The sequence below is a fragment of the Rhodococcus sp. NCIMB 12038 genome (assembly GCF_002165735.1).
Classification (GTDB): domain Bacteria; phylum Actinomycetota; class Actinomycetes; order Mycobacteriales; family Mycobacteriaceae; genus Rhodococcus_F.
In genome coordinates, this window is the sequence record NZ_NHML01000002.1 from 271,764 (window position 1) to 295,015 (window position 23,252).

General features: G+C 65.0%; 34 protein-coding genes. 11 read left to right on the top strand and 23 right to left on the bottom strand.

The window, feature by feature from the left end; all coding sequences use genetic code 11:
• Nucleotides 1-237: 237 nt before the first annotated feature.
• Both CA951_RS42685 and CA951_RS03470 read right to left on the bottom strand, forming a co-directional pair.
• A complete protein-coding gene (locus CA951_RS42685; protein ID WP_143543002.1) occupies nucleotides 238-624 on the bottom strand; it encodes a hypothetical protein in 387 nt (128 codons plus the stop codon).
• A 948-nt stretch (nucleotides 625-1,572) separates the two neighbouring features.
• Nucleotides 1,573-1,848 (bottom strand): hypothetical protein, encoded by a 276-nt coding sequence (locus CA951_RS03470; protein ID WP_256973279.1) that lies wholly within the window; start codon nucleotides 1,846-1,848, stop codon nucleotides 1,573-1,575.
• 118 nt (nucleotides 1,849-1,966) lie between these two features.
• On the opposite strand from CA951_RS03470, the gene CA951_RS03475 reads away from it, so the two are divergent.
• Both CA951_RS03475 and CA951_RS03480 read left to right on the top strand, forming a co-directional pair.
• The gene (locus CA951_RS03475) at nucleotides 1,967-2,437 is read left to right on the top strand and encodes a hypothetical protein (RefSeq protein ID WP_143543003.1); all 471 of its coding nucleotides are present in this window, start codon (nucleotides 1,967-1,969) and stop codon (nucleotides 2,435-2,437) included.
• A 75-nt stretch (nucleotides 2,438-2,512) separates the two neighbouring features.
• Nucleotides 2,513-3,901: a hypothetical protein gene (locus CA951_RS03480; protein WP_087555536.1), complete on the top strand. Its 1,389-nt coding sequence runs from the start codon at nucleotides 2,513-2,515 to the stop codon at nucleotides 3,899-3,901.
• Between the two features lie 66 nt (nucleotides 3,902-3,967).
• Here CA951_RS03480 and CA951_RS03485 read toward each other — a convergent pair whose 3' ends face one another.
• The 15 genes from CA951_RS03485 to CA951_RS03545 form a co-directional block, all read right to left on the bottom strand.
• Nucleotides 3,968-4,252, bottom strand: a complete 285-nt coding sequence (locus tag CA951_RS03485; protein WP_087555537.1) for a hypothetical protein — start codon at nucleotides 4,250-4,252, stop codon at nucleotides 3,968-3,970.
• Nucleotides 4,253-4,361: 109 nt separating this feature from the next.
• Nucleotides 4,362-4,568 carry a hypothetical protein gene (locus CA951_RS03490; protein ID WP_143543004.1) on the bottom strand — a complete coding sequence of 69 codons (207 nt, stop codon included), beginning with the start codon at nucleotides 4,566-4,568 and terminating at the stop codon, nucleotides 4,362-4,364.
• A 462-nt stretch (nucleotides 4,569-5,030) separates the two neighbouring features.
• Nucleotides 5,031-5,510: a hypothetical protein gene (locus CA951_RS03495; RefSeq protein ID WP_087555539.1), complete on the bottom strand. Its 480-nt coding sequence runs from the start codon at nucleotides 5,508-5,510 to the stop codon at nucleotides 5,031-5,033.
• A 187-nt stretch (nucleotides 5,511-5,697) separates the two neighbouring features.
• The gene (locus tag CA951_RS44005) at nucleotides 5,698-5,829 is read right to left on the bottom strand and encodes a hypothetical protein (protein WP_256973284.1); all 132 of its coding nucleotides are present in this window, start codon (nucleotides 5,827-5,829) and stop codon (nucleotides 5,698-5,700) included.
• A gap of 400 nt (nucleotides 5,830-6,229) precedes the next feature.
• Nucleotides 6,230-6,688, bottom strand: a complete 459-nt coding sequence (locus tag CA951_RS03500; protein WP_087555540.1) for a hypothetical protein — start codon at nucleotides 6,686-6,688, stop codon at nucleotides 6,230-6,232.
• Nucleotides 6,689-6,717: 29 nt separating this feature from the next.
• Complete coding sequence (locus CA951_RS03505; protein ID WP_143543005.1) at nucleotides 6,718-6,903, bottom strand: hypothetical protein; 186 nt, start codon at nucleotides 6,901-6,903, stop codon at nucleotides 6,718-6,720.
• Nucleotides 6,904-7,165: 262 nt separating this feature from the next.
• Nucleotides 7,166-7,456, bottom strand: a complete 291-nt coding sequence (locus CA951_RS03510; protein WP_087555542.1) for a hypothetical protein — start codon at nucleotides 7,454-7,456, stop codon at nucleotides 7,166-7,168.
• A 51-nt stretch (nucleotides 7,457-7,507) separates the two neighbouring features.
• Nucleotides 7,508-7,741: a hypothetical protein gene (locus CA951_RS42690; protein WP_143543006.1), complete on the bottom strand. Its 234-nt coding sequence runs from the start codon at nucleotides 7,739-7,741 to the stop codon at nucleotides 7,508-7,510.
• A gap of 3 nt (nucleotides 7,742-7,744) precedes the next feature.
• Nucleotides 7,745-8,140, bottom strand: a complete 396-nt coding sequence (locus CA951_RS03515; protein WP_087555543.1) for a hypothetical protein — start codon at nucleotides 8,138-8,140, stop codon at nucleotides 7,745-7,747.
• Nucleotides 8,141-8,377: 237 nt separating this feature from the next.
• Nucleotides 8,378-9,109, bottom strand: a complete 732-nt coding sequence (locus CA951_RS03520) for a hypothetical protein (protein WP_087555544.1) — start codon at nucleotides 9,107-9,109, stop codon at nucleotides 8,378-8,380.
• Nucleotides 9,110-9,195: 86 nt separating this feature from the next.
• Nucleotides 9,196-9,531 carry a hypothetical protein gene (locus CA951_RS03525; RefSeq protein ID WP_087555545.1) on the bottom strand — a complete coding sequence of 112 codons (336 nt, stop codon included), beginning with the start codon at nucleotides 9,529-9,531 and terminating at the stop codon, nucleotides 9,196-9,198.
• A gap of 155 nt (nucleotides 9,532-9,686) precedes the next feature.
• Nucleotides 9,687-10,673, bottom strand: coding sequence for a DNA cytosine methyltransferase (locus CA951_RS03530; protein ID WP_087555546.1), 987 nt, complete (start codon nucleotides 10,671-10,673; stop codon nucleotides 9,687-9,689).
• A gap of 99 nt (nucleotides 10,674-10,772) precedes the next feature.
• The gene (locus tag CA951_RS03535; protein WP_087555547.1) at nucleotides 10,773-11,186 is read right to left on the bottom strand and encodes a hypothetical protein; all 414 of its coding nucleotides are present in this window, start codon (nucleotides 11,184-11,186) and stop codon (nucleotides 10,773-10,775) included.
• A gap of 49 nt (nucleotides 11,187-11,235) precedes the next feature.
• The gene (locus CA951_RS03540) at nucleotides 11,236-11,853 is read right to left on the bottom strand and encodes a M48 family metalloprotease (RefSeq protein WP_179220101.1); all 618 of its coding nucleotides are present in this window, start codon (nucleotides 11,851-11,853) and stop codon (nucleotides 11,236-11,238) included.
• A gap of 184 nt (nucleotides 11,854-12,037) precedes the next feature.
• The gene (locus tag CA951_RS03545) at nucleotides 12,038-12,502 is read right to left on the bottom strand and encodes a single-stranded DNA-binding protein (RefSeq protein ID WP_087555549.1); all 465 of its coding nucleotides are present in this window, start codon (nucleotides 12,500-12,502) and stop codon (nucleotides 12,038-12,040) included.
• Nucleotides 12,503-12,828: 326 nt separating this feature from the next.
• Between CA951_RS03545 and CA951_RS03550 the strand changes: the two genes are divergently transcribed.
• Both CA951_RS03550 and CA951_RS03555 read left to right on the top strand, forming a co-directional pair.
• A complete protein-coding gene (locus CA951_RS03550) occupies nucleotides 12,829-14,070 on the top strand; it encodes a hypothetical protein (protein ID WP_143543007.1) in 1,242 nt (413 codons plus the stop codon).
• Between the two features lie 115 nt (nucleotides 14,071-14,185).
• Nucleotides 14,186-15,052: a hypothetical protein gene (locus tag CA951_RS03555; protein WP_143543008.1), complete on the top strand. Its 867-nt coding sequence runs from the start codon at nucleotides 14,186-14,188 to the stop codon at nucleotides 15,050-15,052.
• Between the two features lie 72 nt (nucleotides 15,053-15,124).
• On the opposite strand, the gene CA951_RS03560 is transcribed toward CA951_RS03555, so the two are convergent.
• Complete coding sequence (locus CA951_RS03560) at nucleotides 15,125-15,751, bottom strand: antirestriction protein ArdA (RefSeq protein ID WP_179220102.1); 627 nt, start codon at nucleotides 15,749-15,751, stop codon at nucleotides 15,125-15,127.
• Between the two features lie 299 nt (nucleotides 15,752-16,050).
• On the opposite strand from CA951_RS03560, the gene CA951_RS03565 reads away from it, so the two are divergent.
• The 5 genes from CA951_RS03565 to CA951_RS03585 all read left to right on the top strand — a co-directional run bounded on the left by CA951_RS03565 (nucleotide 16,051) and on the right by CA951_RS03585 (nucleotide 19,984).
• Nucleotides 16,051-16,446 carry a hypothetical protein gene (locus CA951_RS03565; protein ID WP_143543009.1) on the top strand — a complete coding sequence of 132 codons (396 nt, stop codon included), beginning with the start codon at nucleotides 16,051-16,053 and terminating at the stop codon, nucleotides 16,444-16,446.
• Complete coding sequence (locus tag CA951_RS03570) at nucleotides 16,443-17,690, top strand: hypothetical protein (protein ID WP_087555554.1); 1,248 nt, start codon at nucleotides 16,443-16,445, stop codon at nucleotides 17,688-17,690. The genes CA951_RS03565 and CA951_RS03570 overlap by 4 nt, the downstream gene beginning before the upstream one ends.
• 227 nt (nucleotides 17,691-17,917) lie before the next feature.
• Nucleotides 17,918-18,865, top strand: coding sequence for a hypothetical protein (locus tag CA951_RS03575; protein ID WP_179220103.1), 948 nt, complete (start codon nucleotides 17,918-17,920; stop codon nucleotides 18,863-18,865).
• 189 nt (nucleotides 18,866-19,054) lie between these two features.
• Nucleotides 19,055-19,474 carry a hypothetical protein gene (locus tag CA951_RS03580; RefSeq protein WP_087555556.1) on the top strand — a complete coding sequence of 140 codons (420 nt, stop codon included), beginning with the start codon at nucleotides 19,055-19,057 and terminating at the stop codon, nucleotides 19,472-19,474.
• Between the two features lie 144 nt (nucleotides 19,475-19,618).
• Nucleotides 19,619-19,984, top strand: a complete 366-nt coding sequence (locus CA951_RS03585) for a hypothetical protein (RefSeq protein ID WP_143543011.1) — start codon at nucleotides 19,619-19,621, stop codon at nucleotides 19,982-19,984.
• Here the strand turns inward: CA951_RS03585 and CA951_RS03590 are convergent.
• The 4 genes from CA951_RS03590 to CA951_RS03605 form a co-directional block, all read right to left on the bottom strand.
• Entirely contained in the window at nucleotides 19,963-20,202 is a 240-nt protein-coding gene (locus CA951_RS03590; RefSeq protein WP_087555558.1) for a hypothetical protein, read from the bottom strand. The two genes, CA951_RS03585 and CA951_RS03590, sit on opposite strands and share 22 nt — an antisense overlap.
• A 94-nt stretch (nucleotides 20,203-20,296) precedes the next feature.
• The gene (locus CA951_RS03595; protein ID WP_087555559.1) at nucleotides 20,297-20,581 is read right to left on the bottom strand and encodes a hypothetical protein; all 285 of its coding nucleotides are present in this window, start codon (nucleotides 20,579-20,581) and stop codon (nucleotides 20,297-20,299) included.
• Nucleotides 20,578-20,820: a hypothetical protein gene (locus CA951_RS03600; RefSeq protein ID WP_087555560.1), complete on the bottom strand. Its 243-nt coding sequence runs from the start codon at nucleotides 20,818-20,820 to the stop codon at nucleotides 20,578-20,580. Before CA951_RS03600 ends, CA951_RS03595 begins: the two co-directional genes overlap by 4 nt.
• 231 nt (nucleotides 20,821-21,051) lie before the next feature.
• Nucleotides 21,052-21,423, bottom strand: coding sequence for a hypothetical protein (locus CA951_RS03605; RefSeq protein WP_087555561.1), 372 nt, complete (start codon nucleotides 21,421-21,423; stop codon nucleotides 21,052-21,054).
• Nucleotides 21,424-21,555: 132 nt separating this feature from the next.
• Between CA951_RS03605 and CA951_RS03610 the strand changes: the two genes are divergently transcribed.
• Both CA951_RS03610 and CA951_RS03615 read left to right on the top strand, forming a co-directional pair.
• Nucleotides 21,556-22,080, top strand: coding sequence for a 6-carboxytetrahydropterin synthase (locus tag CA951_RS03610; protein WP_087555562.1), 525 nt, complete (start codon nucleotides 21,556-21,558; stop codon nucleotides 22,078-22,080).
• Between the two features lie 262 nt (nucleotides 22,081-22,342).
• On the top strand, nucleotides 22,343-22,495 hold the full coding sequence (locus CA951_RS03615) for a hypothetical protein (protein WP_256973286.1): 153 nt from the start codon (nucleotides 22,343-22,345) through the stop codon (nucleotides 22,493-22,495).
• A gap of 450 nt (nucleotides 22,496-22,945) precedes the next feature.
• Here the strand turns inward: CA951_RS03615 and CA951_RS42695 are convergent, their stop codons facing one another.
• Nucleotides 22,946-23,134: a hypothetical protein gene (locus CA951_RS42695; protein ID WP_143543012.1), complete on the bottom strand. Its 189-nt coding sequence runs from the start codon at nucleotides 23,132-23,134 to the stop codon at nucleotides 22,946-22,948.
• Nucleotides 23,135-23,252 lie beyond the last annotated feature (118 nt).

The window sequence follows — 23,252 nt, forward strand, 5'->3', positions numbered from 1 at the left end:
TGATTGTGCGCGCCCCACTGCCGGGTCTGTACTGCAACTTCTGCTGCAGTACAACATCTTTGGTAGCGAAGTACGAGTTGATTGGTCGACGGCCCCTACGATGCGCCCGATGAGGTGCTTGAATTGTCGACGTCGCCGTCCCGGTGTATGTCACCGGTTAATGACTGATACCGCCCGCAAGCCCGTCTGCTCCCCCAATTGCTCCGCAGTCGCGGCCATCGCGAGCCGAGTGGTTAACTAGCTGTCTTCTTCCCAGGCTCGGCACCGAACAATTACCTTGCTGTTAACAGGAACGGTGGCAGAGCGAAAGGAACTAAGGTCGGCACTGCTTCCGGTTCCGATCGACCAGCGTTCTTCCGGCGAATTCGCACAGTTTACGTTGTTGAGAGAAGTGACAATTCTCCAGTCTCCAGAACCGATTTCCTCGTCGTCAATGACTTGAAGTTCGGTGAACTGAACTCTTACACGTACTTGTTCGCCTGGAAGTGTTCGAGTGAATAACTTGTAGTATATTAGTATGTTTCCTTCATCTCCGTTGAATTGGAAAGAATGCCACTCTTCGGCATCAACGTCTTTCGCATCAACGCTGAATGAGGCCGGTGCACCGACTGCTTGCCATGACATAAATGTCAACTCCTTCGATTAGACCATCTCATGATCAGAGTTCTCCCAAACTGGGCGGTTGCGGCCTTGCTCAGGACTGTGGAATACGGGGTTATTCGCCCTAATGCACTGCTATTTTCACTCAGCATGGCTGGTTCTCGTAAATGCGCCCGGGTTCTGGGTCGAAATTCAACTTGGAACGGAGGAATTCTTGTCCTGCGACAGGATTTGAAGTTGCCCGCGCATCAATATCTTTTTCCGGCCATGTCAGGAAGGTTGACCATTCGTCAATATCGGCACTGCGAAGTTGTGCCTGTTCATGTCACCGCCCTAGCGTGTGCGATGGCAAACGGGACAGTAGGGTCAAATTATGGGGACCCGCCTCGGGTGTGCGGAATCCATTCCGCGCGGCGAGACGGTGTACGCGGAACCGCGCTTGGCGCGTCAGTCGTCGCGGATCCGACTGCGGGCGAGCTGAACATTGTTCTCGTTCCTTAAGTAGCTGAGCCTCTCGATATTTCATATCCGAGTTTCAACCTTGCCCGTGTCGTGAGTGGTCATTTACTTGAAACGGCACTGCTCGTCGAGCCGTAAGCAAAAGGCCATGGCCGGGCTAGGTGGACCGCACAGACGTCTTCGACCGCTCCAATCGACCGACTGTCTATCGAACACCCCGGCAAACCGGACCATCCGCGGATTTCTGGCGGAACAGACCACCTGGTACGAGTAAACGCCTCGGACCCGCCGGATGTCTAGCGCTGGCGGTTGTTCATCTGCCGTCGATGCCGGATCGTCACCCTGTGGGCGGCGAACACGGTTGTAGTCGGTAAATCCGGACGCGCCCGCGTCATCACACCTCGGCTTTCGTGCCGGAGATCTTCTCTCCGTGAGGGTTGAAATCACCGTCACAGAGACTCCCGCGCCCACCGGGCAGCCGCACTCCCACTGCCTGCGCCGATACAGGCATGCTTACCGGTCGGTCATCGTCCGCTCGGCGGACTTCGCACGCCTGGTCCGGCCCTTGCGTGCCTTGGGGTGGCTACCTGTGCAGGTCACCGCATCGACCGGGTGCGGGGCCTGGTCGAGGTCGGCGCGCATGCGGGTGGCGATTTCTTCTTCGTCGATGCCGGCTTCCCTCATCTGATCGGCGTCCTCGCCGCGCCGTTCGGCGGAGTCGTAGTCGTGGTCGACCACCGAGCGCAGCGAGCCATTGGCGGGTGTCGTCCAGTCAGATGGAAGCCGCATTACATCCACTCAGTGGTAACTCTCTCTCCACATGAGCGCCGCAGAGAATCCGCACTTGTGTACTGTCCGCTTAGTATCCGTGCGACGGATGTTGTACGGTGTTCCTAGAGGTACCAGAGTGGCCGTTGAGCGGCCGTGTGACAGAGAGAGGTTCGAGGTCGATATGAGCCCGCAAACCACTGGCGCTGGCCAGTCAGGGTCGAGAAAGCCGCCACTTCGACTGCAGATCCCTGTCGACAACCCCGATGTCGAGGCCTTCCTCGCCGCGCAGGGGACGCGGAATCAGTCGCAGGCGGTGGTGATGTTGATCCGAATGTGGGTGAACGAGTTCGGCCCGACCAGCGTGATGGAACAGACGATGGTGGCAACGACCCTCTCTCGCCTGAAGCAGGACTCGGTGGCGCAGCCCGCTCCGGTGGCGACAGCTCCGGAGCAGGACAGCGAACCGGATGCCGAGCCCGCATCGGTCCCCGTACCTCCGCCCGCCCCCGAACCGGCACCGGTAGCCACCCCGGAACCACCGATCGAAGCGCTGCCGGCGCCGCCGGCAGCGCCGAGAGATGACATCGAAGACCTGTTCCGGAAGTAGCGCACAACCTGCGCCACGACCTGTGGCTTCGCATGAAGTCCGCATTCGACCCACACAGAAAGACGGAAACACACGATGAGCAGCAATCCCCAGGCTGGAATCTTCGAGTACACCGCAGGTCTTGACATCGGCAATGGCTACGTCAAGGGCGTGATCGAAGACCGCAGCAACGACGCCAAGGTCCGCAGCAACAACGTGTCGGTGGACGTCATCGACATGCCGAGCGTCTCCGCGACGCTCGTGCGTCCGAATCTCGTGCAGACTCCCGACGCCGAGGCGTCGCAGGCGGTGGCCGACAGCTCGGCATGGTTCGATAGCGCTGACCTGGTGTTCAGCTCGAACCTTGTACCGGACACCTACCGGCGAGTGATCGGTAGACACGCGCTGGCGACCAAGGCCTCGAGCGTGGACACGTTCGACCTGATCGGCAACAAGTCCAAGGCCGAGCAGCAGCTCTCGAAGGTGCTGGTCCTGGGCATTCTCGCCGCCAAGGCGCTACGCGACTACGTCACCGCCACCGGCGAGCTGCCTAGCCCGAACAACGCCGACAGCGACGTCACCGCACTGACGGTGCGCGCGGTGCTCGGTCTGGCGCTGCCCATCAACGAGTTCGAGGTGCACCGGACCAGCTACGCGGCCAGCTTCGTCGGCACGGCCGCCGAGCCCCTCGTGCACCAGGTGCGTATCAACAACTTCGTCACCCCGGTCACGGTCAGCATCGTGTTCGACAACGTCCTGGTGGTGCCCGAGGGCGCCAGCGCGCAATATGCGATCAACTACCACGGTGAACCGCTGATGGATCGCCTGCTGGCCGATGTCCGCAGCCGCGGCCTGGAGCTGCCGGGCATCGAAGCGAAGCACCTGCTCGCGGCCACCAACACCATCGGCGTCGACGTGGGTGAGGGAACCGTCAACTTCCCCGTGTTCACCGGCGGAAAGTTCAACCCCGACGCCTCTCGCACCTTCGCTGCGGGTTACGGCACGGCGCTCGAGAACACGATCGAGGGGATGACGGAGAAGGGGCAGCAGCACGGCTTCGTCTCGCGGAAGCACCTGGCGGACTTCCTTCAGGCCGAGGTCAACCCGCTCAAGGCGAGCTTCCACCAGCGGGTTGTCACCGAGACCGAGATCGCCTCGGACTTCTTCGTCGGCGAGGTCGCCCAGGAGCTGTCCAAGGTCCTCGACCTGGTCGGTTCGGTCACCGAGGCGATCTACGTCTACGGCGGTGGCTCCGGCCCGCTGCGGGAGTCTCTGCACAAGGTGCTCCAGGACAAGGTGATCGAGATGAACGGTGAAGACGCCGCGCCGGTCCTCTACCTGGACTCAAGCTACTCGCGCGGCCTCAATCGCGAGGGCCTGATCATCGCCGCCCGCAACCGCGCGGAGACGGTAGCTGCGGCTGCCGCCGCAGCAGCATCGAGCACGAAGCCGTCGCGCCAGAGGGAGAAGGTCGGCGCGAAGTAGCGCTGAAGGCACAGGCCCGGCTCCCCGCAATGGGGAGCCGGGCCTGTGTCGTGAGTGGGGGTCGGACTAGGTGCAGTCGATGCCGCAGCCGCGGCACACCAGGATGAGACCATCGAGAACCCACATGCCCGGCGCATCGACATCGCGGCAGGTGTTCGGAGTGAACGGGTGGGTGATGCCGGGAATCGACAGGATCTGCCGGCCGGGGTAGATGCCGGTGGGGAACATCATCAGATCGGGAGCACCGTGGGTGCCGGCGACGGTCGGAACCCACTGGGCGCCGATGTCGTCCATCGCGGCAGCCACCTCGGCTGCGTATTCCGCGTCAAGATCGTAGGCAGTGCTGTGCATGACGGACCTTTCCGAAGTGAGGTGTTGCGGGTTCACAGAGAACAAGCAGCCGCGGCAGAACCGTCACGGTGACGTTTCTGCCGTGGCTGCTCGGTGGTGGGGTGAAGGCTCAGATCACCAGTTCGTCGATATCCCAGTCGACGAGCGCGGTCGCCGCGGCGCCGCGGATCGTGCGGCGCACCCCACGGCGGTCGCGGCGGTTCGCACCGGTCCGGATGCCCTTGCGGTCGCCGGCATCCCAGTCGAAGGAGTGGCGGCTCTTGCGATCCAGCTTCAACTCGTCGGCGTTGCCCGCCATCCGCTTTCCCATCCCCATGACTTTCACCCTCTCGTATCGTGACGGTCTGGCTTTCAAGGTCGATCTGGGCGGCAGCTCTGCTGGCCGCTGCGGGCAGCTACGCCGCGCACAGCTCGATGCGCAGGTCCTGGTATCCGCAGCAGCCGCAAACGCCACCGCGACGGCCACGGGCGGAGCAGATCTCCAGCTCGACAGGGGCGTCGCATTCGTCGGCACATCCGTTGGGGCACACAGGCATGGCGTTCCTTCGTTCGTGGTGGTTTGGCTTCTTCGAGGCTGTTCTCGGCGGCAGCTCCGCTGTCCGCTTATTTCTCAGGTGCGGTTCCGTTCCCACCTGGCGTGCGACCGACCGGTTGACCGTCGAGGCGAAAATGACAAGGCCGCAGCACCCGGGGCGGGATGCTGCGGCCTTGTCAGAGGGAATTCGGCGGCCGCTTGAGGCGGTCTCCGAATCTGGTGAGGGTGCAGGCGCTTGCGGCGTCAGGACTTCTTGAGTGCGATCGCCAAGGACTTCGCGGTGCGGTCGATCACCCCGGCGTAGACACGGGCCGAGCCGTCGCCGGCAGTGAGGCCCCAGCGGATGGTGGTCCGCGGCGACCCGGCAGCCCGGCGCACGATGCCGCGGCCGTCGGCGCGGACCAGGTTCTCGTTGAGATTGCGCAGGTGGCGCAGCTCGGCGAGCAGGTCGCGGGCGTTGTAGCTCGGCAGACCGGTCAGGCTCGGATCCTCGAGCGCGTCGAGGTGGACCGCCAGGTCGTCGATGTAGGCACCGAACGCGGTCACCGTGTCCTCGTCGTAGGCGTTGACGAAGGTCCGGTAGCGGTCGCCACGAGCGTTCCACTCGGCGATGATGTCGCGCTGTTCGGTGACCCAGGCATGCAGGCTCAGGCCCAGGTCGAGAGCGAGCTGCCCGGCGACCTCGGCGGTCGGCGCATTGACGGTGGCGGTCTGCGTGGTCATGATGTACCCCTGTCGTCGAAGTCTGGAGAATCGATGTTCGATCGGCTGTGATCGTGTGATTCTGTTCAGGTATTTCTCCGCAGGGCTGCTCCGCTGCCCGTCGATGGGTATTCACGATGCGAGACTGAAACCCGGTGCACATCAGCGTGATTGACACGGTCACCGTCAGGAATGTTGCGACAGTCCGCTACTTCGACGACTCGACGAGTCGGAGGACATCGAGCACGGAGGTGGAAGACGGGTCGAGCTTGAGTCTCTCGCACAACACGACCCAGTTGAGGGCGTTGTTCTCGAGCGGAGTGAGTGCGGCGTCTGCCATCGGTGAGCTCCTGAGTTCTGTGAGTGAGCGTGGTCGGCTCGATGAGATGCCGGCGCACGAGGAAAACGACGTGATCGCGCACTAGAAGCAGTGGGGCCGTGGCGCTGCATGATGCAGCGTCACGGCCCCGATGCTGGACACGATGGTCCTGCAGCGAAGTCCTGTCCCACGACGCACCCCGGTAGCGAGGAGGGTGCGTCGTGGGCGAGGGAGGTGCGCAGCTAGGTCGCTGAGGACAGCGGCCTCCGCTCGCACTCTTCTTCGTGTGACGGCGCTCAGGCCGTCCGGTCTTTCGATGGCGGGCGATTCCCGCCACAGCTGTCAGCCGGGCGCGTAACCCATCCACTCGTCTCCCTGCCCGATGGGCGCTGTGCGCCCATCTTTTGTCTGACACGGCTGTTCACACCGAGATCGCTCGTGTGAAGGTCGGCGCACTGCTGTTCATCACCTCGCGGAGGACAACGGCGAGGTGCGCGACGATGAGCCGCGCTGCGGCCTCCGGACCCGCTTGCCTGCGGGGATCGGTCAGGTCGAGGAGTGTGGTCGCGCCGGCATCGACCATCTGGAGCACCTGTGTAACTCCCGATCGTTCGAGGGTCACCTCGAACTGGTCGAAGGCGTAGCCTGCGTCGACGGCACAGTCGCCGGGTGCGAGCTGCACGCTCAGACCCAGTCCGTCTGTCGGCCGCAGCGCGGAGAGGGCGCGGTGCGCACTGAGCGCCCGGCAGAGGATCTGCATCGCGGTGACATCCTCGGTGTGCGTGACGCCGAAGGTGCCGAATCGCGGTACGGCAGTGATGGTTTCGGATATGGCATTCTGCAGTCGCACCGGGTCCACCCGGATCGCGAAGTCGGTCATGGGGAGCTCCTTTCGGCGGGGCGAGTGGGTCAGAGCGGTTGGAGAAGACGCGCCGGCGACGCCGACCAGGGCATCGCGTACGCGTGTTCGAGCACCAGGGCGTCGAGCTCGGCCAGCGTCAGCTCCTTGACGTGGTCGGCGTCCGGGTCGGGTTCGGGGCCGTCGGGGATGCGATCGATGTCCGCCTCCTGGCACACGGAGCAGACGTCGGACACGAGATCGCAGAAGTCCTCGCACCGGCGGTCGAAGGTGCCGCACTGGCACCGGAGTGTGTTCGAGCAGACAGAGCAGCAGCGTGGGGCACGGAACATGGGTGATTCACTCCTGGGGTGTAGGTCCTGGTCGTGAGAGCGGCTGTGACCGTTGAACAACCACGGTGGCGCCGTCAGCCGCGGTCATTCCTTGGCTCGGCCGCGGCGCGAATCGCTGCGACCGTCTTCGGTCACCTGCCCGGCCAGCCGGGGTCGAGGTGGTCGCTCAGCGATTGCGGTGGCCGTGCAGAGCCACCGGCCGCGCCGGCGCCCGGTGGGGCGGCGCGGCCAGCCGGGCCCTGACCAGCGCGGTGGCGCGCACATGCGCACGACGCAACACTGTGACCAGCCTCCATCCGGCCCAGATGCTCGCCCCTGCCGCGATCAGGGTCGCGGTGTTGACGACGCCAGGGATATGGCCGACGCGGAACACGAGCACGGCCAGCCCCAGTAACCCGAGGATGACGAGCAAATCGCGCCGCAGGGAGGGCGTGGGTGTATCTGAAGTGCGTGACATGGGGGTACCTCTTCGTCGGTGGAGTGGTGGCCGGTGGGCGGCGTCGAGCGATCAGCTGCCGGTGACGGCACCGGTGATCGCGCCGAGGGCGATGGCCAGCAAGGAGGTTCGTGTTCGGCGCCGGCGCGAACCGTCACCGGAGCCCAGGATCTTCAGGGTGGCGCCGTCGTCCTGACGGAGCAGCGTCCAACTCTCGGCCCAGAACTCCTGCACTACAGCGCTATCCCCGGCGGGGACGACGACTACTCGGGTCAGAACCGGCCCGCCTCTGGGGTGCTCGGACATCGCTCACACCTCCAGGACCCGGCCGCGGCGCAGCTCGGAGTCGGAGACGCAGATGTCGTAGCCACCCACCGGGTAGCTGGGGTGGTCGCTGGAGACGATGCGGCAATCCCAGTACCCGTCGTGGCGGCGAGGCAGTCCCTCACCGGCGCTGGCATGGCGGTTCAGCGGCAGCACCACCATGCGGTGAGAGCCGTTGCGCTCGTGGCCCAAACCGCCCGTGGTGCCCGAGCAGCTGCGGGTCTGCGGCCAGGACAGTTCGAGGAGGTGGTGTTTGTCGGGGTGGGCGTTGGTGACCGGCAGCAGCGAGAGGCTGTGGTTGGTGGAACCGACGGGTGCCTGCGCGAGCCGCGCGGTCTCCTCGGCGTCGGTCTCGAAGAGCTGGATGCGTGCGAATGTCATGTCGTACTCCTCGCTCGGTGCGGGTCGGCGTCGCGTTTCTCGGGAAGGCATCTGTCAGCGGCTACGCCGCTGGTCGTCGCCGGGCTCGGCGGCGACCGCAGCAGCTCGACAGGAAAGACCCGGTCCACATCCCATGAGTTGGAGGTGGGCCGGGTCCTGTCGGTGTGAGTGTCTCTGCCGGTGGCCGCGCGTATCGCGCCGAGTTGCACCGGGATGTCGAGCGTGGGAAATGGTCGGTCAGAAGGGCACTTCAACGGCCGCCTCTGCCAGGTCGAGCGAGTTGACGGCCAGCGCGGCCGTAGCGGTCGAGGGGGCACATTCTCGGGCATGGATGTGCCTCAACGCCCAGTGGCTCGTGATCATGTGAGCGGTCATCTCGTCGGACCAGAACAGTCGGAACGGGGTGCGCTCGCCGCTGTCAGGGCTCCACACGATCAGGGTGGGAATCCCCGCGCGCTGTGCGGCGTCCACACAGCCCCAGGTGCCCCGGGACCGGCCGAGTTCCTGGGCCTGGGCCTTGGACGCCGTGGGCATGGCCAGCAACAGTTTCGGCGCCAGTGCGATCATCGCCGAGTTGCGGCGATGGCCGGCCATCGCGCACCGGGCGACGTCTCGGTGACGAGCAGGGCACAGGCTCACGCTCTGCTCGGGATCGCTCGGCGCGAACTGCGGCTGGGTGAAGACGTGGGTGTGCCACTGGGCGGGGTGAGCGACCGTCTCCCAGCCGGGCGTAGTTTCTCCAGCTGCCTGCCACACCGCGGTGTCCGCGCCGCCGGCGCCGCCGTGGTCGAGCAGCAGCGGCGTCGGATCGGTGACGGCGTCGGTGGTGAGCAGGATTCGGGCTGCGATGAGCGCCAGCGCTCCTGCCTGAGCCTGTGCCGGACTGGTGGCGTGCCGGCATCCCGAGGTCAGTACACGCATGCGTCCGGCGTGCTCGGGCGGGATCGAATAGATCTGGTAGTCGGACATAGCTGGGCTCGCTTTCGTGTGCGGAGGATGTCTCGGCGGGCGGGTGCTCTTCTCCGGCAGCCGGAATGCGACGGGGGACTCGGACGTCACATGCCGAGGAACCCAGCGAATGCTCGAATGGCGAAGTAGCTGATGGACGTTGCGAGCAGGATCAGCACGGCCAGTCTTCCCACCAGCACGTAGCGCTCGCGGACGGAGACGTCGATCCGCCGAATCTGCTGGATCAGATGCTCCTCGGTACCGGCGCTGCCGGTGCGGCTCACGCCCTCGCTGTGAACGCGAGCGCAGGCGTGGGCGGCGACGAGCTCTTCGACAGCGGCGTCCCGACTGGCCTGCAGAAGCAGAACGGTGAGACCCCACGCGCCCAGTGTTGCCACCAGGACCAGCACGAAAATGAGTGTCAGCGCAGTGTGATTCAGCAACGGGAAAGCTCCGAACTTCTGTGAGAGTGATCAAGATCGCGCACCGACCGCTCGCGGGCACAAACCCCACAACAGACCCCTGGCCTTGAGTGCCGGGGGTCTGTTGCGTTATGCGATGCGAGTCGTGGGGACGGACGCCGCCAGGGACAGAGCGCTCAAGCTGCCGCGGCGCTACACCCGATCGCCGCGCTGACGCGTTCGCCCAGCCAGCGAGCCACACCGACGGGGACCGCGTTACCGATCTGCTTCTTGACCTCGTCCACCTTGCCGGCGAATCGGTAGTCGTCGGGGAAGCCCTGCGCGCGGGCGCACTCGCGGTTCGACAGCATCCGAAAGCGCATGCCGTTATCGGTGAGTGTGGCGACGCCGTGATGGTTGCCGCCGGCGGTAATCGTTGCGAGGGGGTGCCGGTCGGCGCGGCGGGCTTTCGCGTTGCGCCGGTACGTCACAGTGTGCGGCACATGTGGCTCGGTGATCTGCGCGAGCTGGTCCGCCACGTACAGCTTGCGGGTGACGAGCTTGCCGGGGTTCGGGTCGATGATCGCGTCGGCGTGGACCGGTGCGATGTCGGGCAGCGACAAGTCGACGTCGCCGGTGCGGGTGAACACCGCGAAGTACCGCACACGATGCTGCGGCATTCCGAAGTCGATCGCGTTCAGGATGACGACCTGCTCGACGTAGCCGAGAGCGCGCATCCCGTCGAGCCACCACGGGTAGAGGGCCCAGTCCATGAACTCGGGCACGTTCTCGACGATTACGGCGTCGTACTCGTGCACCTCGGTCGCAGCGATGATCGCGAACGCGGTTGCCCGGTCGACGCTGCCGGGATCGTTGCCGCGCAGCTCGGCGGCGGCGGTCGGCTTCTTGCGGCCACCGGACCGAGCGTGCCACACGCACGACGGGGAGCCCCACAGGATGTTGGTGCGGGGGAACGTGCGCCAGTCGACTTCGGAAAGGTTGGCGAGGCGGTGCTCGGTGTCGGGGTGGTTCGCCTCGTGGGTAGCCACGGCGACATCCCAGTGGTTCGCGGCGACACGGACCCGGATTCCGGCCTGGGTCAGCCCCTTCGAGCTACCACCGCCACCCGAGAACAGGTCGGTGGCGTCAAGGATGCCGAGTGCAGCGGAAGCGGGGCTGGACATTGGACGGTCTCCTGTCACAGAACGGAGGAAGCCCCCGCAGCGGAGATGCTGCAGGGGGCTGTGGGGGTTAGGTGGTGTCGGCGCTAGCGCCGTCGTGTGTCAGGCAGGTCGAGGTTCGATGCCGAGCGCGGAGCCGCCGAAGGCTTGCGCGGCGGCGTGCGCCGCGTGGAAGTCCGCCGAGTTGTTCGTCCAGTCGGCCCCGGCGTACCACGCCGGCATCTTCAGGACGGACCCGAAGCCGCGCCAGAGGAAGAACAGGAAGGTCCCCGAACCCTGCCACCGTGCGGAGGGCACGGCGAGGACGGCGGCCCTGCTCGTCTGGTGCAGCCACAGGATCCCGGCCTGGAAACCACCCCGCTCCCAGCTGCCGACCACGTCGTCGGAACCTGGTTCCGTGGTCGAGGCGAAGCCTGCGGGAAGCCTGCCCGAGCCGCCAGATGCGTTGTTGTCGATCAGCAGCCAGCCTGATCCGCTTCCGACGGCGACGCCGTTCTCTACCTGCGGTGTAGTCATGCCAATCCTTACGTGTTGTGTTGCGACCAGGCGATGTGACAAGGGTTGGTCACATCGCCTGACGCCTTTGCTCATGGTGTCGCGCCAGACGAATTCGGTGACGCATGCTCGGATGCGTCGGAGTGGCACCGCGGGCGGCCTTCTTCGGAGGGTTCTCGAGCATCGCGACGACCGCATCGATACCGACCTGGTCGACCGCGAACCGGTCGGCGCGCTCCTCGCCCGGCCAGCTGAGGCGGGCAATCACCCAGAGTGCGGCCACGAGCGTCACGATCGCCGACAGCGCCGCCGCGGCGGAGGGGAGTGGGGGGAGCAGCAGACTCACGACGAGCAGTACTGCCGATACAGCGAGAAGCGGCACCCCGGCCATGACCGCTCGACGCGCCTCGGTGACAACGTCGGGGTCGGCCCAGTGCCCCATCTCGTGCGCTATGACGGCGTCGATACTGTCGTCGAGAGTCGCCGAGTCGTCCAAGAATCCCGGAACCACCACGGTGACCCGATTGTGTCGCCACGAGAACCCACCACGAGTCGAACCGGCCTTGTCGACGAACACGACATCCGGCGGCGTCCACGGGCCGTGGATGCGGGAGCTGATGTCGGACACCAACTCCCGGCATCGCTGCTGCCTCCGCTGCATGAGGTCGTCAGTGGTCGGGGTGGTCATGCGTCTCCTCGTTGTCGTCGGTCTATCTCGTGGGCTCACGGCGTTGTCGTCGAGGCGGGATTCTGGGACTTTCCTTCTGTAGTGAACAGGGTGTTCGAGGATGCGGGACAGAAGCACGCGGCGGGTGGGGAACCTGTGTTCCCCACCCGCCGCGTGACGAGATGGAATTGCTTGCTGGTGCGCGTCAGCCGAACGGGCCGGCGGACTCTGCGTAGGCGGTCTGCTCGACCGGATCGGTGGCCGGGGCGGCAGCGTCGCCGCCGGCGGCCGCACCGTCGGCATTGCGCTTACGGCGCGCCGCGGTCTCGGCCTTGGACTCCTCGAGGATCACGCTCTTGATCTCGTTGGTCGCGTCGTAGACGGTCTTGCCGCCACGGGTGAACACCTGCGTGTAGGGCTCGTAGAAGATGCTGACCTTGGAGCCGCGCACGACGTAGGCGTACGCGCCCTCGCCGCTCCCCTCCGGGACGTACCCGGTCAGGTCGACGTAGCGGGCCTGCGGCTCGGTCTGGCCGTTGCGCACGAACTCCTCGGAGTAGGCGAGGGTGAGCTTGACGGTCTTCGAACCGTTCGCATTGTCGAAGAAAATCGGATCCCGGGTCAGGCGACCGGTGACCTTGGCGAAGTTGTTGGCGTTGATCTGGGTCATGACTTCTCCTGAGTTCTTGTCCAGGTGTCCCTGGTCGAGTCGGACGATCGACCCCGACGACTGGTGTGTCTGTGGGGGTTCATGTACTTCTCCGGCGCAGGCTCCGCCTGTGCGGTTGTCGCTCGTCGCTTTCGGTGCGCTGTGTCGACACGCATCGATTGGTCACGGTCTTCTCGCCAGCAGCTGCGCTGCTGGTGTCTCGCATCACCCTCGCAACGCTCATCGACAAACTCTCGCTGATATAGTTTCTGCATAACCAATACGCGCGTCACGGACATTCAAGTCGACCTGAACAGGCATGATGCGTGTTCAAAGGCGAGATTGAGATGACTGGAGTTTCTCAGTTGAATAAATCGGCAAGAGCCGTGGCGGCAATGGTGGCGGTTAGCTCCGCACTGCTGTCGGCCGGATGTTCACTGACGCAGGCCGACGGTGTCGACTACTCCCCGGCAGCAGCGGAACCGTCGACGACGCCGGTGGGGGCCCCGGCGCTGATCCCCATGACAGTGACGAAGTCGTGGCCGATGACCCACGCGAGTCGTGTCCATGGCTTGGACACCCTCCCCGATGGGCGCGTGCTGGCGATCGCAGCCCCCGATGTGGCCAGCGGTGCACCCGGAGAGCTGATTTCCGTCGACACGACGACCGGGACTGAATCCGACCCCGCCACCACGTTGCATCCGATCGCATTCGGATCCGAATACGCCGCAGCTCAGACGGCATCGATCCAGGTCGCGAAAGGGTGGGCCGTCGCCTCGGGCCCGGACGGACGCACAGCGGTCAGCGCCGGGAATCGATACGGCGTCGTCGAGGACCTGGAGCACTCCCCGGACGAACCGGGGAATTACGCAGGCCTGATCACCGACAAGCCGGCATCCCTGATCACCCCGGTCACCGGCGCGTGCTGGTTCCCCGGTGTCGGTGACGACGCCGCCGGAACCATGACCGCGGACGGGTCGAACACGCTCGAGCGCCGGTTTGCCGCGGCGGCAGGTCCCGGCGACGGACGTCCTACCAGGGTGATGATGCAGGCCGGGCCGCAGCTCGGGGTGCGCACCGGCCAACAGGAGATCGCGGATCGGACCGGTCCCGCTGCCCCGCCCAAGTTCGCTCCGGCACAGGAGCTCCTGGTCGGAGGCCTGGCCGACATGGTGTGTCTGGGCACCGACCAGGTCGAGCAGCTGCACGACGCCGGTGTCACCGACGGCCTCCGTTCAGGGCGCGGCGCCGCAGTCCTCGCCGTCGTCGACCGGGAACTGGCCGATCGCTGGTACGCCGGCGGGACCGAGCTGGTCGCGGAGGCCGGCGGCGGCACGAACCCGGCCGGAACGCACAGCACTGGTGCACTGATTGGCCAGGCCACCGCGTCGGGGCAGGACCGTCTGGACGCGGTGGCCATCGACACGGGCACCGGTGTCGCCGTCGCAGGGTTTCAGGTGCGCGGAAACGGTGTTGCAGATGACGCGCAAATCACCAGCCTGACGCTGGATCAGACCGATGCCAGAAGAGGTTGGGTCACCATTGCCGGTCAGGACAGGTTGTACGAGTTTGTTATTGATGTGACATAGTAAATTCAAAATTGGAGATGATACTTCGTATCGGACAGGCACAGGCGCACCACCTGCACTGTTCAACGCTTCCGAACGCAGATGTCGCCTCGGAGAGATACGGAAAGACGAACTGATGACGATACCGAACGGGCCCGATCGACCGGGCCGCCCGGCTGATGATCCGGCGCAGCCTCAGCCGCCGTACAACCCGAAGCCGAGCGTGTGGTCGAGCGTGCCGCGGACGGTGCTCGCCGGCGGGGCGGCTGCGGTGGTGGCGGTCGTGGTGATCCTGGTGATCACCCTGAGCAGCGGCGACGGTGGCGCTGGTGGTGGTGGCGCGGCCGCTGGGACCGAGAACGGAACCGGTGCCGTAGCCACGACACCGGCATCGAAGTTCGTCCCGGACATCATGAACGCGGAGTTCGGTGACGGTTGGACCGACAAGACGACCAAGGAAGCGGTCACCCCGCCGCAGGGCATCAAGATCACCGGAAGTCTCGATCTGACCGAGGCCGCGCAGTCCATCGGATACGGAGCCGCGGAGCAGCGACTGCCGAAGAATGCGAATGGCGCAACCACCGATTCCAGCTTCCCGGTGAACGACAATTCGGTTCGCATGTACACCGACACGGACAATGTCCTGCATTTGAGCTGGAATTGTGAATTCGTCGCACACGATACCGATAGCGGGAATTGTCGAGAGGTTTACCACATCGCCTTCGACGTCTCGGGATCGGAACCGGCGATACTGTCGACGTCCAATTCGGTCCGAGGTCTGCCGGGTGAGTCCAGCGCGTCGATGGGTGTGGCGTCTGCCCGGGTCGCGGTCACCGACCCGTCGCAGCTGCCGGAGTCGGTGGTGGGCAGGGACAAGGCCACTGGGGCGGACGCCGCGTTGTTGCGTGTTGCCGCGCAGCCGCGCGAGACCTCCAGCAAGGTCTATTTCGTGGTGGCCGATTCACTGAAGCTCTATTTCGGGGAACTGGAGCCCAGCCGCTGAGTCGCAAGGTGAGATAAAAGACCCCGCACCGAATCTCGGTGCGGGGTCTTTTTGCGTATTGCACGAGAATCGCTACGGGTTTCGAAACACGAACACTCCGCCATCGGGCGCGTCGACGGTGGTGTAGCGGACTTCGAGGTCGCTGGCGTAAGCCGCATGGTTGAAGTACAGAGCGAGCTCTGCCGACACGTCGCGCAGCAGTGAACTCTGTGCGACGCCGTAGCTGAAGTCCGCGAAGCTCGGCCACCACCCGCAGAAGTGCTCGTCGAACGAATCGACGTTCGACACACTGTCTTTGCCGACGACGTAGTCACCACCGCGAAGCCATGCACAGAAAGCTTGACGCTTTTCGTCGGGAAAGCGCGCGAGGGCCTTGCCCCACACCGCTGCGTGCGCCGGAGACATCTCGTCGTCGGTAGGAATGTTGGCGCTGTCCATGCACCACAACTCCTGACAGTCACTGGTGACAGGCGGGCCGCTGCGATGGACGTCGGCGACACCGACACGGTCGGCGTCGATGGCGTCGAACCACTCGCCGACCGGTGCCCCGGCGTTGTAGTGGAACAGGCAGCCGATCCAGACTCTCGGTACGTCGGCTGGCGGCGTCTGGACAGGGATCGGCGCGACAAGGTAGTCGGCGTCACCAGGTTCCAGCGCGTTGGCTGCATTGTGCTGCTCGGCCGCCGCGTGCGGCGTCATGCCGCGAGCGCCGGGGCTTAACACTCCGGCTGCGATCTGGCGTTCGGTCCAGGAACTGACCTCGCCCATGATGTACCCCTCTCTCTTCGATGCGGTATCGAGGGCGCTCCGCCGTCGGCTCTGCCGCGCGGTCGGGCACGACCTGGACGGCCCCGGCCCGGCGCGAACAAGAATTCTGAACAGTAATTGTCAGAGTTTTCTGAACACGACGGTTACTCTCGCCTTTGCGCAGGTAAAATACTGTAACGTATGACGTCATAGTAGGTTGCTAATAAAGTGCAGCTTAAAAGAGGAGAAGGGTGGGCGGTTCACAGGTGGGAACCGACGGCAACAGTAGGGCGGCAGTGGCGCGTCCGACGATCCGGATGAATCTCGAGACGTACGAACGGGCTAAGTTCTGGGCCGGCCGGGACGCGGAAGCGGCCGGAACGCCCCCGAATTTCAACGATTTCGTCACCGCAGCGGTGGAGAACGAGATCGCTCGCCGCTCGGGTGTCGAGATCGACGCCGACCACATCCTGGCCGGACGTATCAACCAGATGGCCGACGCCATGAAGTCGATGGAGTCACAGCTCGATGCGATGGGCGCGATGGTGCGGACGACGTTCACGACGTTGATCGAGCTCGCGCGCGGAGACAGCATCCTCACCGATGAGCTGGACGACAAGGACAGCGAATTCGGGGTGGGATCGTGACGGACGAAGCGGGCCTATGCAACGCCAAGAAGGATCCGATCATTGACTTCGGTTCGATTCCGGGCGCGGACGGTACAACGCCTGAATCCACAGAAGCCGCCATCCAGGGCTCCAACCATTCCGATAGTGCCTACGAGCAGGTACGCAAACTCCTGGTCGAGCCGGGCCCCCCGGTCGGCGCGGGCAAGTTCAGCGAGAAGATGGCCGAGGAGATGGAGTCCTTCGAACGGCGGTGGAGCGAGCGTCCGGTTCCCACGTTGGTGTCGGCCGGCAAAAAGATGGCCGATCAGAGCGGCTCCACCGGATTGAACCGGCTGCTGGGGCTACCTGTGCCGGCGGCCGATCCAGATTCGGACCAGGTTGCCCTCGATGAGGCATCCGGGCAGCTCGACACGACCGACACCTACACCGACGAAGGTGACATCGTCGACCCGGACGTCGGCCCTGAATCGGTCGCACTGGTGGCCGAGGTCGAGGTCGAGACTGAGCCCGAAGCGGAGATCGTGCCGCTCGGCGAGGATGACGCCACGTCGTCGCGAGAGTACGCAACCGGCGAACTCGGACCATCGGAACCCGAACCGGAGTCGGACGAGGATCGGACGATGGCTGCCGCACCGACAGCCCGGATGATCACTGCGCAGACAGCCTACTTGTCCCTGAATCCGTTGGAATCGGAGATCTTTCGCAGTCAGATGGGGTTGATGGATTCGACGCAGTTCCGCGACGCCTCGACTCGCTCCCAGGAGCTGGCGTTGGAGACGATCCATCGCTACGAGTTGGAAACGATCGACCTGCAGCAGCAGTTGGAAACCGCGCGAGGGGAAGCGGAGGCCGCGGAACAGGAAGCTGTGGCTTGCACCGAAGCATTGGCCGCGAAGGTGGCCACACTGGAGGGGCAGCTCCAGCTCCTGACCTCCGAGCTGGTCGCAGCGCGCCGTGAGGCCGCAGACGACGACTCGGAGGGCGGCGCCGGGCGCGAGCTCGTCAAAGGTCACGATGACCTGCGCCATGAAGACCAGGTGCGGTCGGCCGAGGCCGCTGACCCCAGCGACGACGGCGCAGAATCCGATCACGCGAATTCGGAGGAGGCGAACGGATTCGAGGCGCTCGGCGACGAAGTCGCTACCGACGCGCAGAACGAGGACGGGGACGGCGATGAGGGCGACGGGGGGATGGCGCAGATGCTGCAACTCCTGGCGCAGGGTGAGGACACGCCGGTCCTGGGGCAGGACTTCGGTGAATAGGAACACGGTGACCGAGACCGCGCGGTCACCGCAGGAGAGGGGGTCATTCGATGAGTGACGCATCCGGATCACCGGACCGGGGACGGCTGCTCGAACGAGCGGGGAAGCTGTGGGACTCGTTCGTGATGAAGGGTGACCGCAGTCTGTTCGACGTCGGCTTCACCGGCTGGGATACGACGCAGAACACACAGGTGTGGGAGTCGGTGGCCGCATCTCGGGTACCTCGGTTGCTGCGATTGGTCAACGATGTGAGTCCGGAGAAACTCCAGGATGCGATCGGCGCCTACCTGATGGGCATCGACGAACTGCAGGCCTTGCGCGCACAGATCAGAGCGCTCGACGAGGCCGGAATCGGCCGTGACACACCAGGCGAATCTGAGGATGGATCTGACAGGGCGCACGGCAGCGCGCTCGCTGCGGAGCTGAACCACCGCAGCGAGGAACGTATGGCCGGGGAGAACCCGGGCTTGCTGGTGAGCAAGTTCATGGGGAAGAAGGTCACCATCACCCCGAAGGTCGTCGAGGTGGGGCCGGAAGCCGGCGCGTCCATCGGAGTCAGCGCGCAGCGCGCGCAGGCGTTGAGCGCCCTGGCAGGCACGGTCAAGAAAGTCGACCGTGTGGACGAGGCTCTTCTGGAGTTGCTGCGTGAGCGAGTTGAGAAATCGTTGCGGATAGCGGGTATCGATCCGTCGAGCAAGGGCACCGAGCTCGGTACGGTGTCGCGCTCAGCGGTGGTCAACGCCGCGCTGGTCATGGTCGTACGTGCCTCCGGTGTCACCGGGATCCGTCTCAACGAGGAAGGCGAGCTGCTGGTCGAACTGCTGGGCGACACCGGCGATCTCGCGCGGACGGCGAGCATCGACGCACGCCTCGCGCTGATCGGCGACCAGCTCGACCGGATGGAGGCCACCGGTCGGGCCATCCACAAGAAGACGGTGCTCATCGAGAAGCAAGGGTTCTTGACCAACTTGATCACGAACTTCTCGCTGGCCGAGCGGCTTCGTATCGTGCGGCCGGGCACCGAGCGGCCTGAGAGCGAGGTCGATGTGGCTGAGCCGAAGGCCCTGAGCTTGCTCCACAACATGGAGGGTCAGGCGCGACGAGAGCTGGCTCGCCGAACCGACGCGGAGGGTCGCCCGGCGCCGCGGAAGGCCGGCGAATCATTGGTGCAGTGATATCAGTGTGAATTGTCGAGGGCATGCCCAGATCGGTTTCGCTTCGCAGAGTCTGCGCAGGTCCACCGTGTATAGTTCGAATTTCAAAAGTTATTCAACCAGGCCATATGGTTATTGTTCGAGAATTCTCGGGCGCTGTGTGGCCTCCGTTCCGGACCTGGTGCCGGGGGGAGAGATCAGGAGGAGCACATGACCGCGGAGGAAAGCGGAAAGCCCGACGTCAAGCAGTTGCTGTCGGAGATCCTGAAGAAGGTCACCGCCATGGAGTCCGAGATCAAGAGCCTCAAGGCAGACCTCGGCAAGGAGGTGACGGCTCGCCGCGACCTCGCCGACAATGCGACGGAGACACTGACCGACTACGGCAACGCCATCTCGAGCATCCAGCAGGGGCTTTTCGCGATGCTGAGCATGCATATCGACATCGTCGGGCCGCGCCGCTCGCATTCGGATCCGGAGGTCGCCGAGGAGGCGCGCAATCACGCCGAGATGGCGATGACCGCACAGGCGGATGTGGCGCCGACTCTCTTCGAGAGCCTGTACGGCATCAGTGCAGAAACGGGTGAGACACTCCCCGGTCGTGAGGCCGGGGTGGCGCTCGAGCGAGTCTGACAGAGCTTGAGTTGCCAAGGATTTGAGACAGCTGCTAGGTTAGGCCTCACATCCGCAGGTATTCGTACCTGAGAGAAGCCCCCCGGGAAACCGGGGGGCTTTCTTGCTTAGTGGGGTCATCGACTCGAGGAGAGCATCGGGATGTTGACGGTGGTGGGGTTGGTCTTGTGGGCCGGCATCGGTGCGGTACTGGGCCTGACCGTGAATTCCAAGTCGTTTGCGCAGGGATGGTCGGAAGCCGCGACCGAGGAATCGTCGACCGAAGAACAAAAACCAGCAACCGGCGATCGGAGTGATCGCCGGTTGCTGGTTGCTGGAACAGTGTCGGCAGTGGTCGCCGGCCTGGTGTCGATGGTCGCGATCGTCGGTGAGACCGTCATCGGGTTGCTGTTCTCGCTCCCCGTGGCCGCGATCGGTGCTGGCGCAGTGCTGTTGGTCATGTCAGCGATGCAACTCGCTGCGGAGAACGCGCTCGACCAGGACGACGATCAGATGCCCTTCGACCAGTAGGCGACGCTCGCCTCGGTCTTCAGCTTGGCCAAGATCGTCTCGTCGGGCATCTCGGAGAGGGCGTAGCGGAAGTCGCCGTCCGCGTCATACAGGACGATGGACTTGCGAACGTCGAGGTTGGCCCGGTTGAGCAGATCTGCGTTGATGAACGCGACCATCAGCCCCTTGTTGATCTTGCGTTGCATCGGGTTCTGCTTGGGCAGTTCGGGAATGTTCATGATCTGAGCTCCTTGAGGGTGTCGGTCGGGAAGTTGTGCCCGGTGGATGCGGAGGGGTGGTCACCCCACACCCACCGGTGCCTGCGGTGGTGGATCAGACGACGTCGGCGCCGGGGGATTGGCTGTACACCTGCGGGCTGTGACGGTCGAGGTAGTCGCTCTCGGGGCGTAGACCGGCGGCGATCTCCGCAGTCACCAGGCACGCGCCGGCCGACTCGATCTCCCACATGTGGCGGGCGCGGTCGAGCTCGTCGACGACGCGACGCCGGTAGTCAGGACCCTGCTCGGTGTGGGGCCGCAGCGCGGCCACGCGTGCTTCCATGGCGGGGACTGCACGGAGTGCATCGCCGGGGCGGGTGATCTGTTCCTCGGCGCTCATGCCGTTCCCGCCACCCGGCGTCCGGCTGTGACGCGGTGGTCCGCCACGACTACGGGAGCTCCGGTTTCGTCGCGTTGGACGCACAGGTCCTTGTCAAGGGCGACGACGTAGCCACAGATCCGGCGGGCGCCGTCCTCGGCGGCCGGCTTTCCGCCCTCCCACGGCTCGACACGTGCGTAGTCGAGCCCGTCGTGGGTCCGTACGAGGTACTGGGCGCCGGCGTTGCTGTTCTTGTCCACTGTTGGGTCCTTGCGTTCTCACGGCCGTCCGGCTTTGGCCGGCGACAGACCCTCTCCAGGTCTCAGGACCCATTCGGTGGCGGCTTCGCTGCCGCAGCTCGATACCGAGCGCACGGGCTTGCACCGACCCATGCCGGTCCGCGCTGGCCGCGGTGTGTGGGCTGGCCTACGAGCAGACTGCGAACCTGTGAGGAAAGTGCGGATATCAACGTTGCGACCGTCGCCCGCGCCTCACCAGATCGTGAGCTGCTGATTCTCGGGGATGGATCGGCGGTGAGCTCGCGATTGCGACCGTCGGGCCGGGGATTCGACAGGCGCAGCTGGCGGCGCGAATGCACCGGTCCGGTAGAGCCGTTCGACCTCGTCGCGCAGATACACGCTCGCACCTTCGGCGATTGCGATCTTCACCCGCGCCCGCAACTCGAGTGCGGCGTGGCCGGCAGGTGTGTCGCGAGCGGCGAAGGCCTGACGCCATTGCATAGATCCGGCTACCGGTGCCCCGAGGACGAGGTCGGTGGCTCGCTCCAGCAGGGTGTCGATCTTCCCCGCCACGACCTCCGCGGCCTCGGAGACGGCCTGCTGCGAAACCACCTTCGCATCCATGCGCGCAGTCTAGGGTCGAGCCCCGACATTTCTCCGTCGATCGGAACTTGTGCGCGGGCGTGTGGTTCGGGTCCGAACTGAGGTGTGTACGTGTTCGTATCTAGAGTGATTCGCGTGAGCGGCGTGGAATCAATGACATCGAACGATCGCGTTGAAGCGAGAGGAGCCGCACAGTCGGGGCCGACGACGTCGACGATCAGCACCGCGGTGCAGTTTCGTGGTGGATGCGTACGCCGCCACCCGCAGGTGTTCGACTTCACGATCACCGCGGTGGTCAACGCTCCGATCCGGACCGAAGGCGCCGAAGCCGGCATGGGGCCCGACTCGGACGTGATGCAGTCCCTGCTCCAGCGAGTCGCCGCGATGCTGGGTCACCGCATGCTGTGGTGGGACCAGGACGACGACCAATTGCGACGCCCAGTCGTGTGGCCCACCGGGGTGGCCGGTCCGCGGCTCCCGCTGCTGCGCTGGCAGGTTCGCCCCACCGCGGAGAATGTGGCTATGTGGATCGCGGGATGGCTGATCGCGCAGATCGACAGCATCAGCCCGGATTCGGCTCTGGTGGCGGTCGAGCTGCGCGAGTCGCCCAGCGTGGCCGCGGTCGTGCGTGGTGTCGACATCGCGGACTGCAACGGGTTCCCGGGGCTGCGCCCGTAAGCCTGCGCGCGCCGGGCCCGCTCGACCCGACTTTGGAGGCCGGCCGGAGTACGCGCCTTGACGGGTAGCTGCCGATGAGAGTCGCAGCAGTTAACGGACACGTGCATGCCCGCTCTTCAGCACATAACAACCCGGCAGCGGGTCCGTCTCTGGTTCGAGCCAGAGACAGGGCGCCCTGGGATACCGTCAGCGGTGACTCGATGAGGGGGCGCTTGTGGTCGACGACGAGGTCCGGAGATGACGAGACAGCACATGGTTCGACGTGGTCGTCATCGTCTCGACCATTGCAGTCGGGACCGTGGTGGCCGGCCTGTTGAACGACCCTGCGACCGGTGAGCCGACCGCCGACGGCACGTACTCCTACGTTCTTGAACCCGCGGAGTACCCGACACAGATACCGCGTTGCCTCATCTGATTGTGCCCGCGTGACGACGGCCTTGCCGGGAGGTGTGTTCTTGGCGGTGGCGAGGGTGATCAGCTCGGCGGACAGTGCCTGAATCTGGCGTTGGACGGCGGCGGGGTTGATGCCGGCATGGGTGTCGTCGAGGATTGCTCGGTCCTCGGCGCAGACCCGCTCGTGAGCGAGGCCCGGTGATAGGGGGTGGTCGCTGTGTCGTATTTCTTGACCACCTTCGCGCCGTCCCGCTCCTTGGAGATCAGTTTCTGCTGCGGGGAGAAGCAGCCCCGCCGGGAGCGGCCGCATTGTCCTGCGTTGCGAGTGCCGCGAGTACCGCGGCCGCCGCCACTGCTCGCCGCTTCCCAACCGGCAGGTCGACCAACTTGCGTGCCGATGCCACTGTTGTGCCAACCATCACGACTCCCTACCAGTCATCAGCTGCTTCGTCAATTCCTCTACCCAAATTCTTCAAAGGTCCACACCGGCGATCCCTTCGCGTTGCGCGGTGCGTCGCGAATCGGAAGCGAGGCCCAGCGGGTCGGCAACGCGCGAATCGGGGTCATAGCCATACGGGGTGAGGATGCTGTCCTTGGAAATCGAACGCCAATGGACATCGCCGGGTACGCCGATCCTGCAAACGTCGAGTTCGTCGTGCACGACGAGTCGGCCGGACGGATCCCCCAGAACCCGTCGGAGTCACGCTGAAAACCATGACGGCGGGCGACGGTGTCGACCAGATCGGTAGAGAGTCTGAGTTCCATCGCGCGGTTCCTCC

Coding starts and splice junctions, on each gene's coding strand:
- CA951_RS42685 (WP_143543002.1), bottom strand. CDS start 624: ATGTCATGGCAAGCAGTCGGTGCACCGGCCTCATTCAGCGTTGATGCG.
- CA951_RS03470 (WP_256973279.1), bottom strand. CDS start 1,848: ATGCGGCTTCCATCTGACTGGACGACACCCGCCAATGGCTCGCTGCGC.
- CA951_RS03480 (WP_087555536.1), top strand. CDS start 2,513: ATGAGCAGCAATCCCCAGGCTGGAATCTTCGAGTACACCGCAGGTCTT.
- CA951_RS03485 (WP_087555537.1), bottom strand. CDS start 4,252: ATGCACAGCACTGCCTACGATCTTGACGCGGAATACGCAGCCGAGGTG.
- CA951_RS03490 (WP_143543004.1), bottom strand. CDS start 4,568: ATGGGGATGGGAAAGCGGATGGCGGGCAACGCCGACGAGTTGAAGCTG.
- CA951_RS03495 (WP_087555539.1), bottom strand. CDS start 5,510: ATGACCACGCAGACCGCCACCGTCAATGCGCCGACCGCCGAGGTCGCC.
- CA951_RS44005 (WP_256973284.1), bottom strand. CDS start 5,829: ATGGCAGACGCCGCACTCACTCCGCTCGAGAACAACGCCCTCAACTGG.
- CA951_RS03500 (WP_087555540.1), bottom strand. CDS start 6,688: ATGACCGACTTCGCGATCCGGGTGGACCCGGTGCGACTGCAGAATGCC.
- CA951_RS03510 (WP_087555542.1), bottom strand. CDS start 7,456: ATGTCACGCACTTCAGATACACCCACGCCCTCCCTGCGGCGCGATTTG.
- CA951_RS42690 (WP_143543006.1), bottom strand. CDS start 7,741: ATGTCCGAGCACCCCAGAGGCGGGCCGGTTCTGACCCGAGTAGTCGTC.
- CA951_RS03515 (WP_087555543.1), bottom strand. CDS start 8,140: ATGACATTCGCACGCATCCAGCTCTTCGAGACCGACGCCGAGGAGACC.
- CA951_RS03520 (WP_087555544.1), bottom strand. CDS start 9,109: ATGTCCGACTACCAGATCTATTCGATCCCGCCCGAGCACGCCGGACGC.
- CA951_RS03530 (WP_087555546.1), bottom strand. CDS start 10,673: ATGTCCAGCCCCGCTTCCGCTGCACTCGGCATCCTTGACGCCACCGAC.
- CA951_RS03535 (WP_087555547.1), bottom strand. CDS start 11,186: ATGACTACACCGCAGGTAGAGAACGGCGTCGCCGTCGGAAGCGGATCA.
- CA951_RS03540 (WP_179220101.1), bottom strand. CDS start 11,853: ATGACCACCCCGACCACTGACGACCTCATGCAGCGGAGGCAGCAGCGA.
- CA951_RS03545 (WP_087555549.1), bottom strand. CDS start 12,502: ATGACCCAGATCAACGCCAACAACTTCGCCAAGGTCACCGGTCGCCTG.
- CA951_RS03550 (WP_143543007.1), top strand. CDS start 12,829: ATGACTGGAGTTTCTCAGTTGAATAAATCGGCAAGAGCCGTGGCGGCA.
- CA951_RS03555 (WP_143543008.1), top strand. CDS start 14,186: ATGACGATACCGAACGGGCCCGATCGACCGGGCCGCCCGGCTGATGAT.
- CA951_RS03560 (WP_179220102.1), bottom strand. CDS start 15,751: ATGACGCCGCACGCGGCGGCCGAGCAGCACAATGCAGCCAACGCGCTG.
- CA951_RS03580 (WP_087555556.1), top strand. CDS start 19,055: ATGACCGCGGAGGAAAGCGGAAAGCCCGACGTCAAGCAGTTGCTGTCG.
- CA951_RS03590 (WP_087555558.1), bottom strand. CDS start 20,202: ATGAACATTCCCGAACTGCCCAAGCAGAACCCGATGCAACGCAAGATC.
- CA951_RS03595 (WP_087555559.1), bottom strand. CDS start 20,581: ATGAGCGCCGAGGAACAGATCACCCGCCCCGGCGATGCACTCCGTGCA.
- CA951_RS03605 (WP_087555561.1), bottom strand. CDS start 21,423: ATGGATGCGAAGGTGGTTTCGCAGCAGGCCGTCTCCGAGGCCGCGGAG.
- CA951_RS03610 (WP_087555562.1), top strand. CDS start 21,556: ATGACATCGAACGATCGCGTTGAAGCGAGAGGAGCCGCACAGTCGGGG.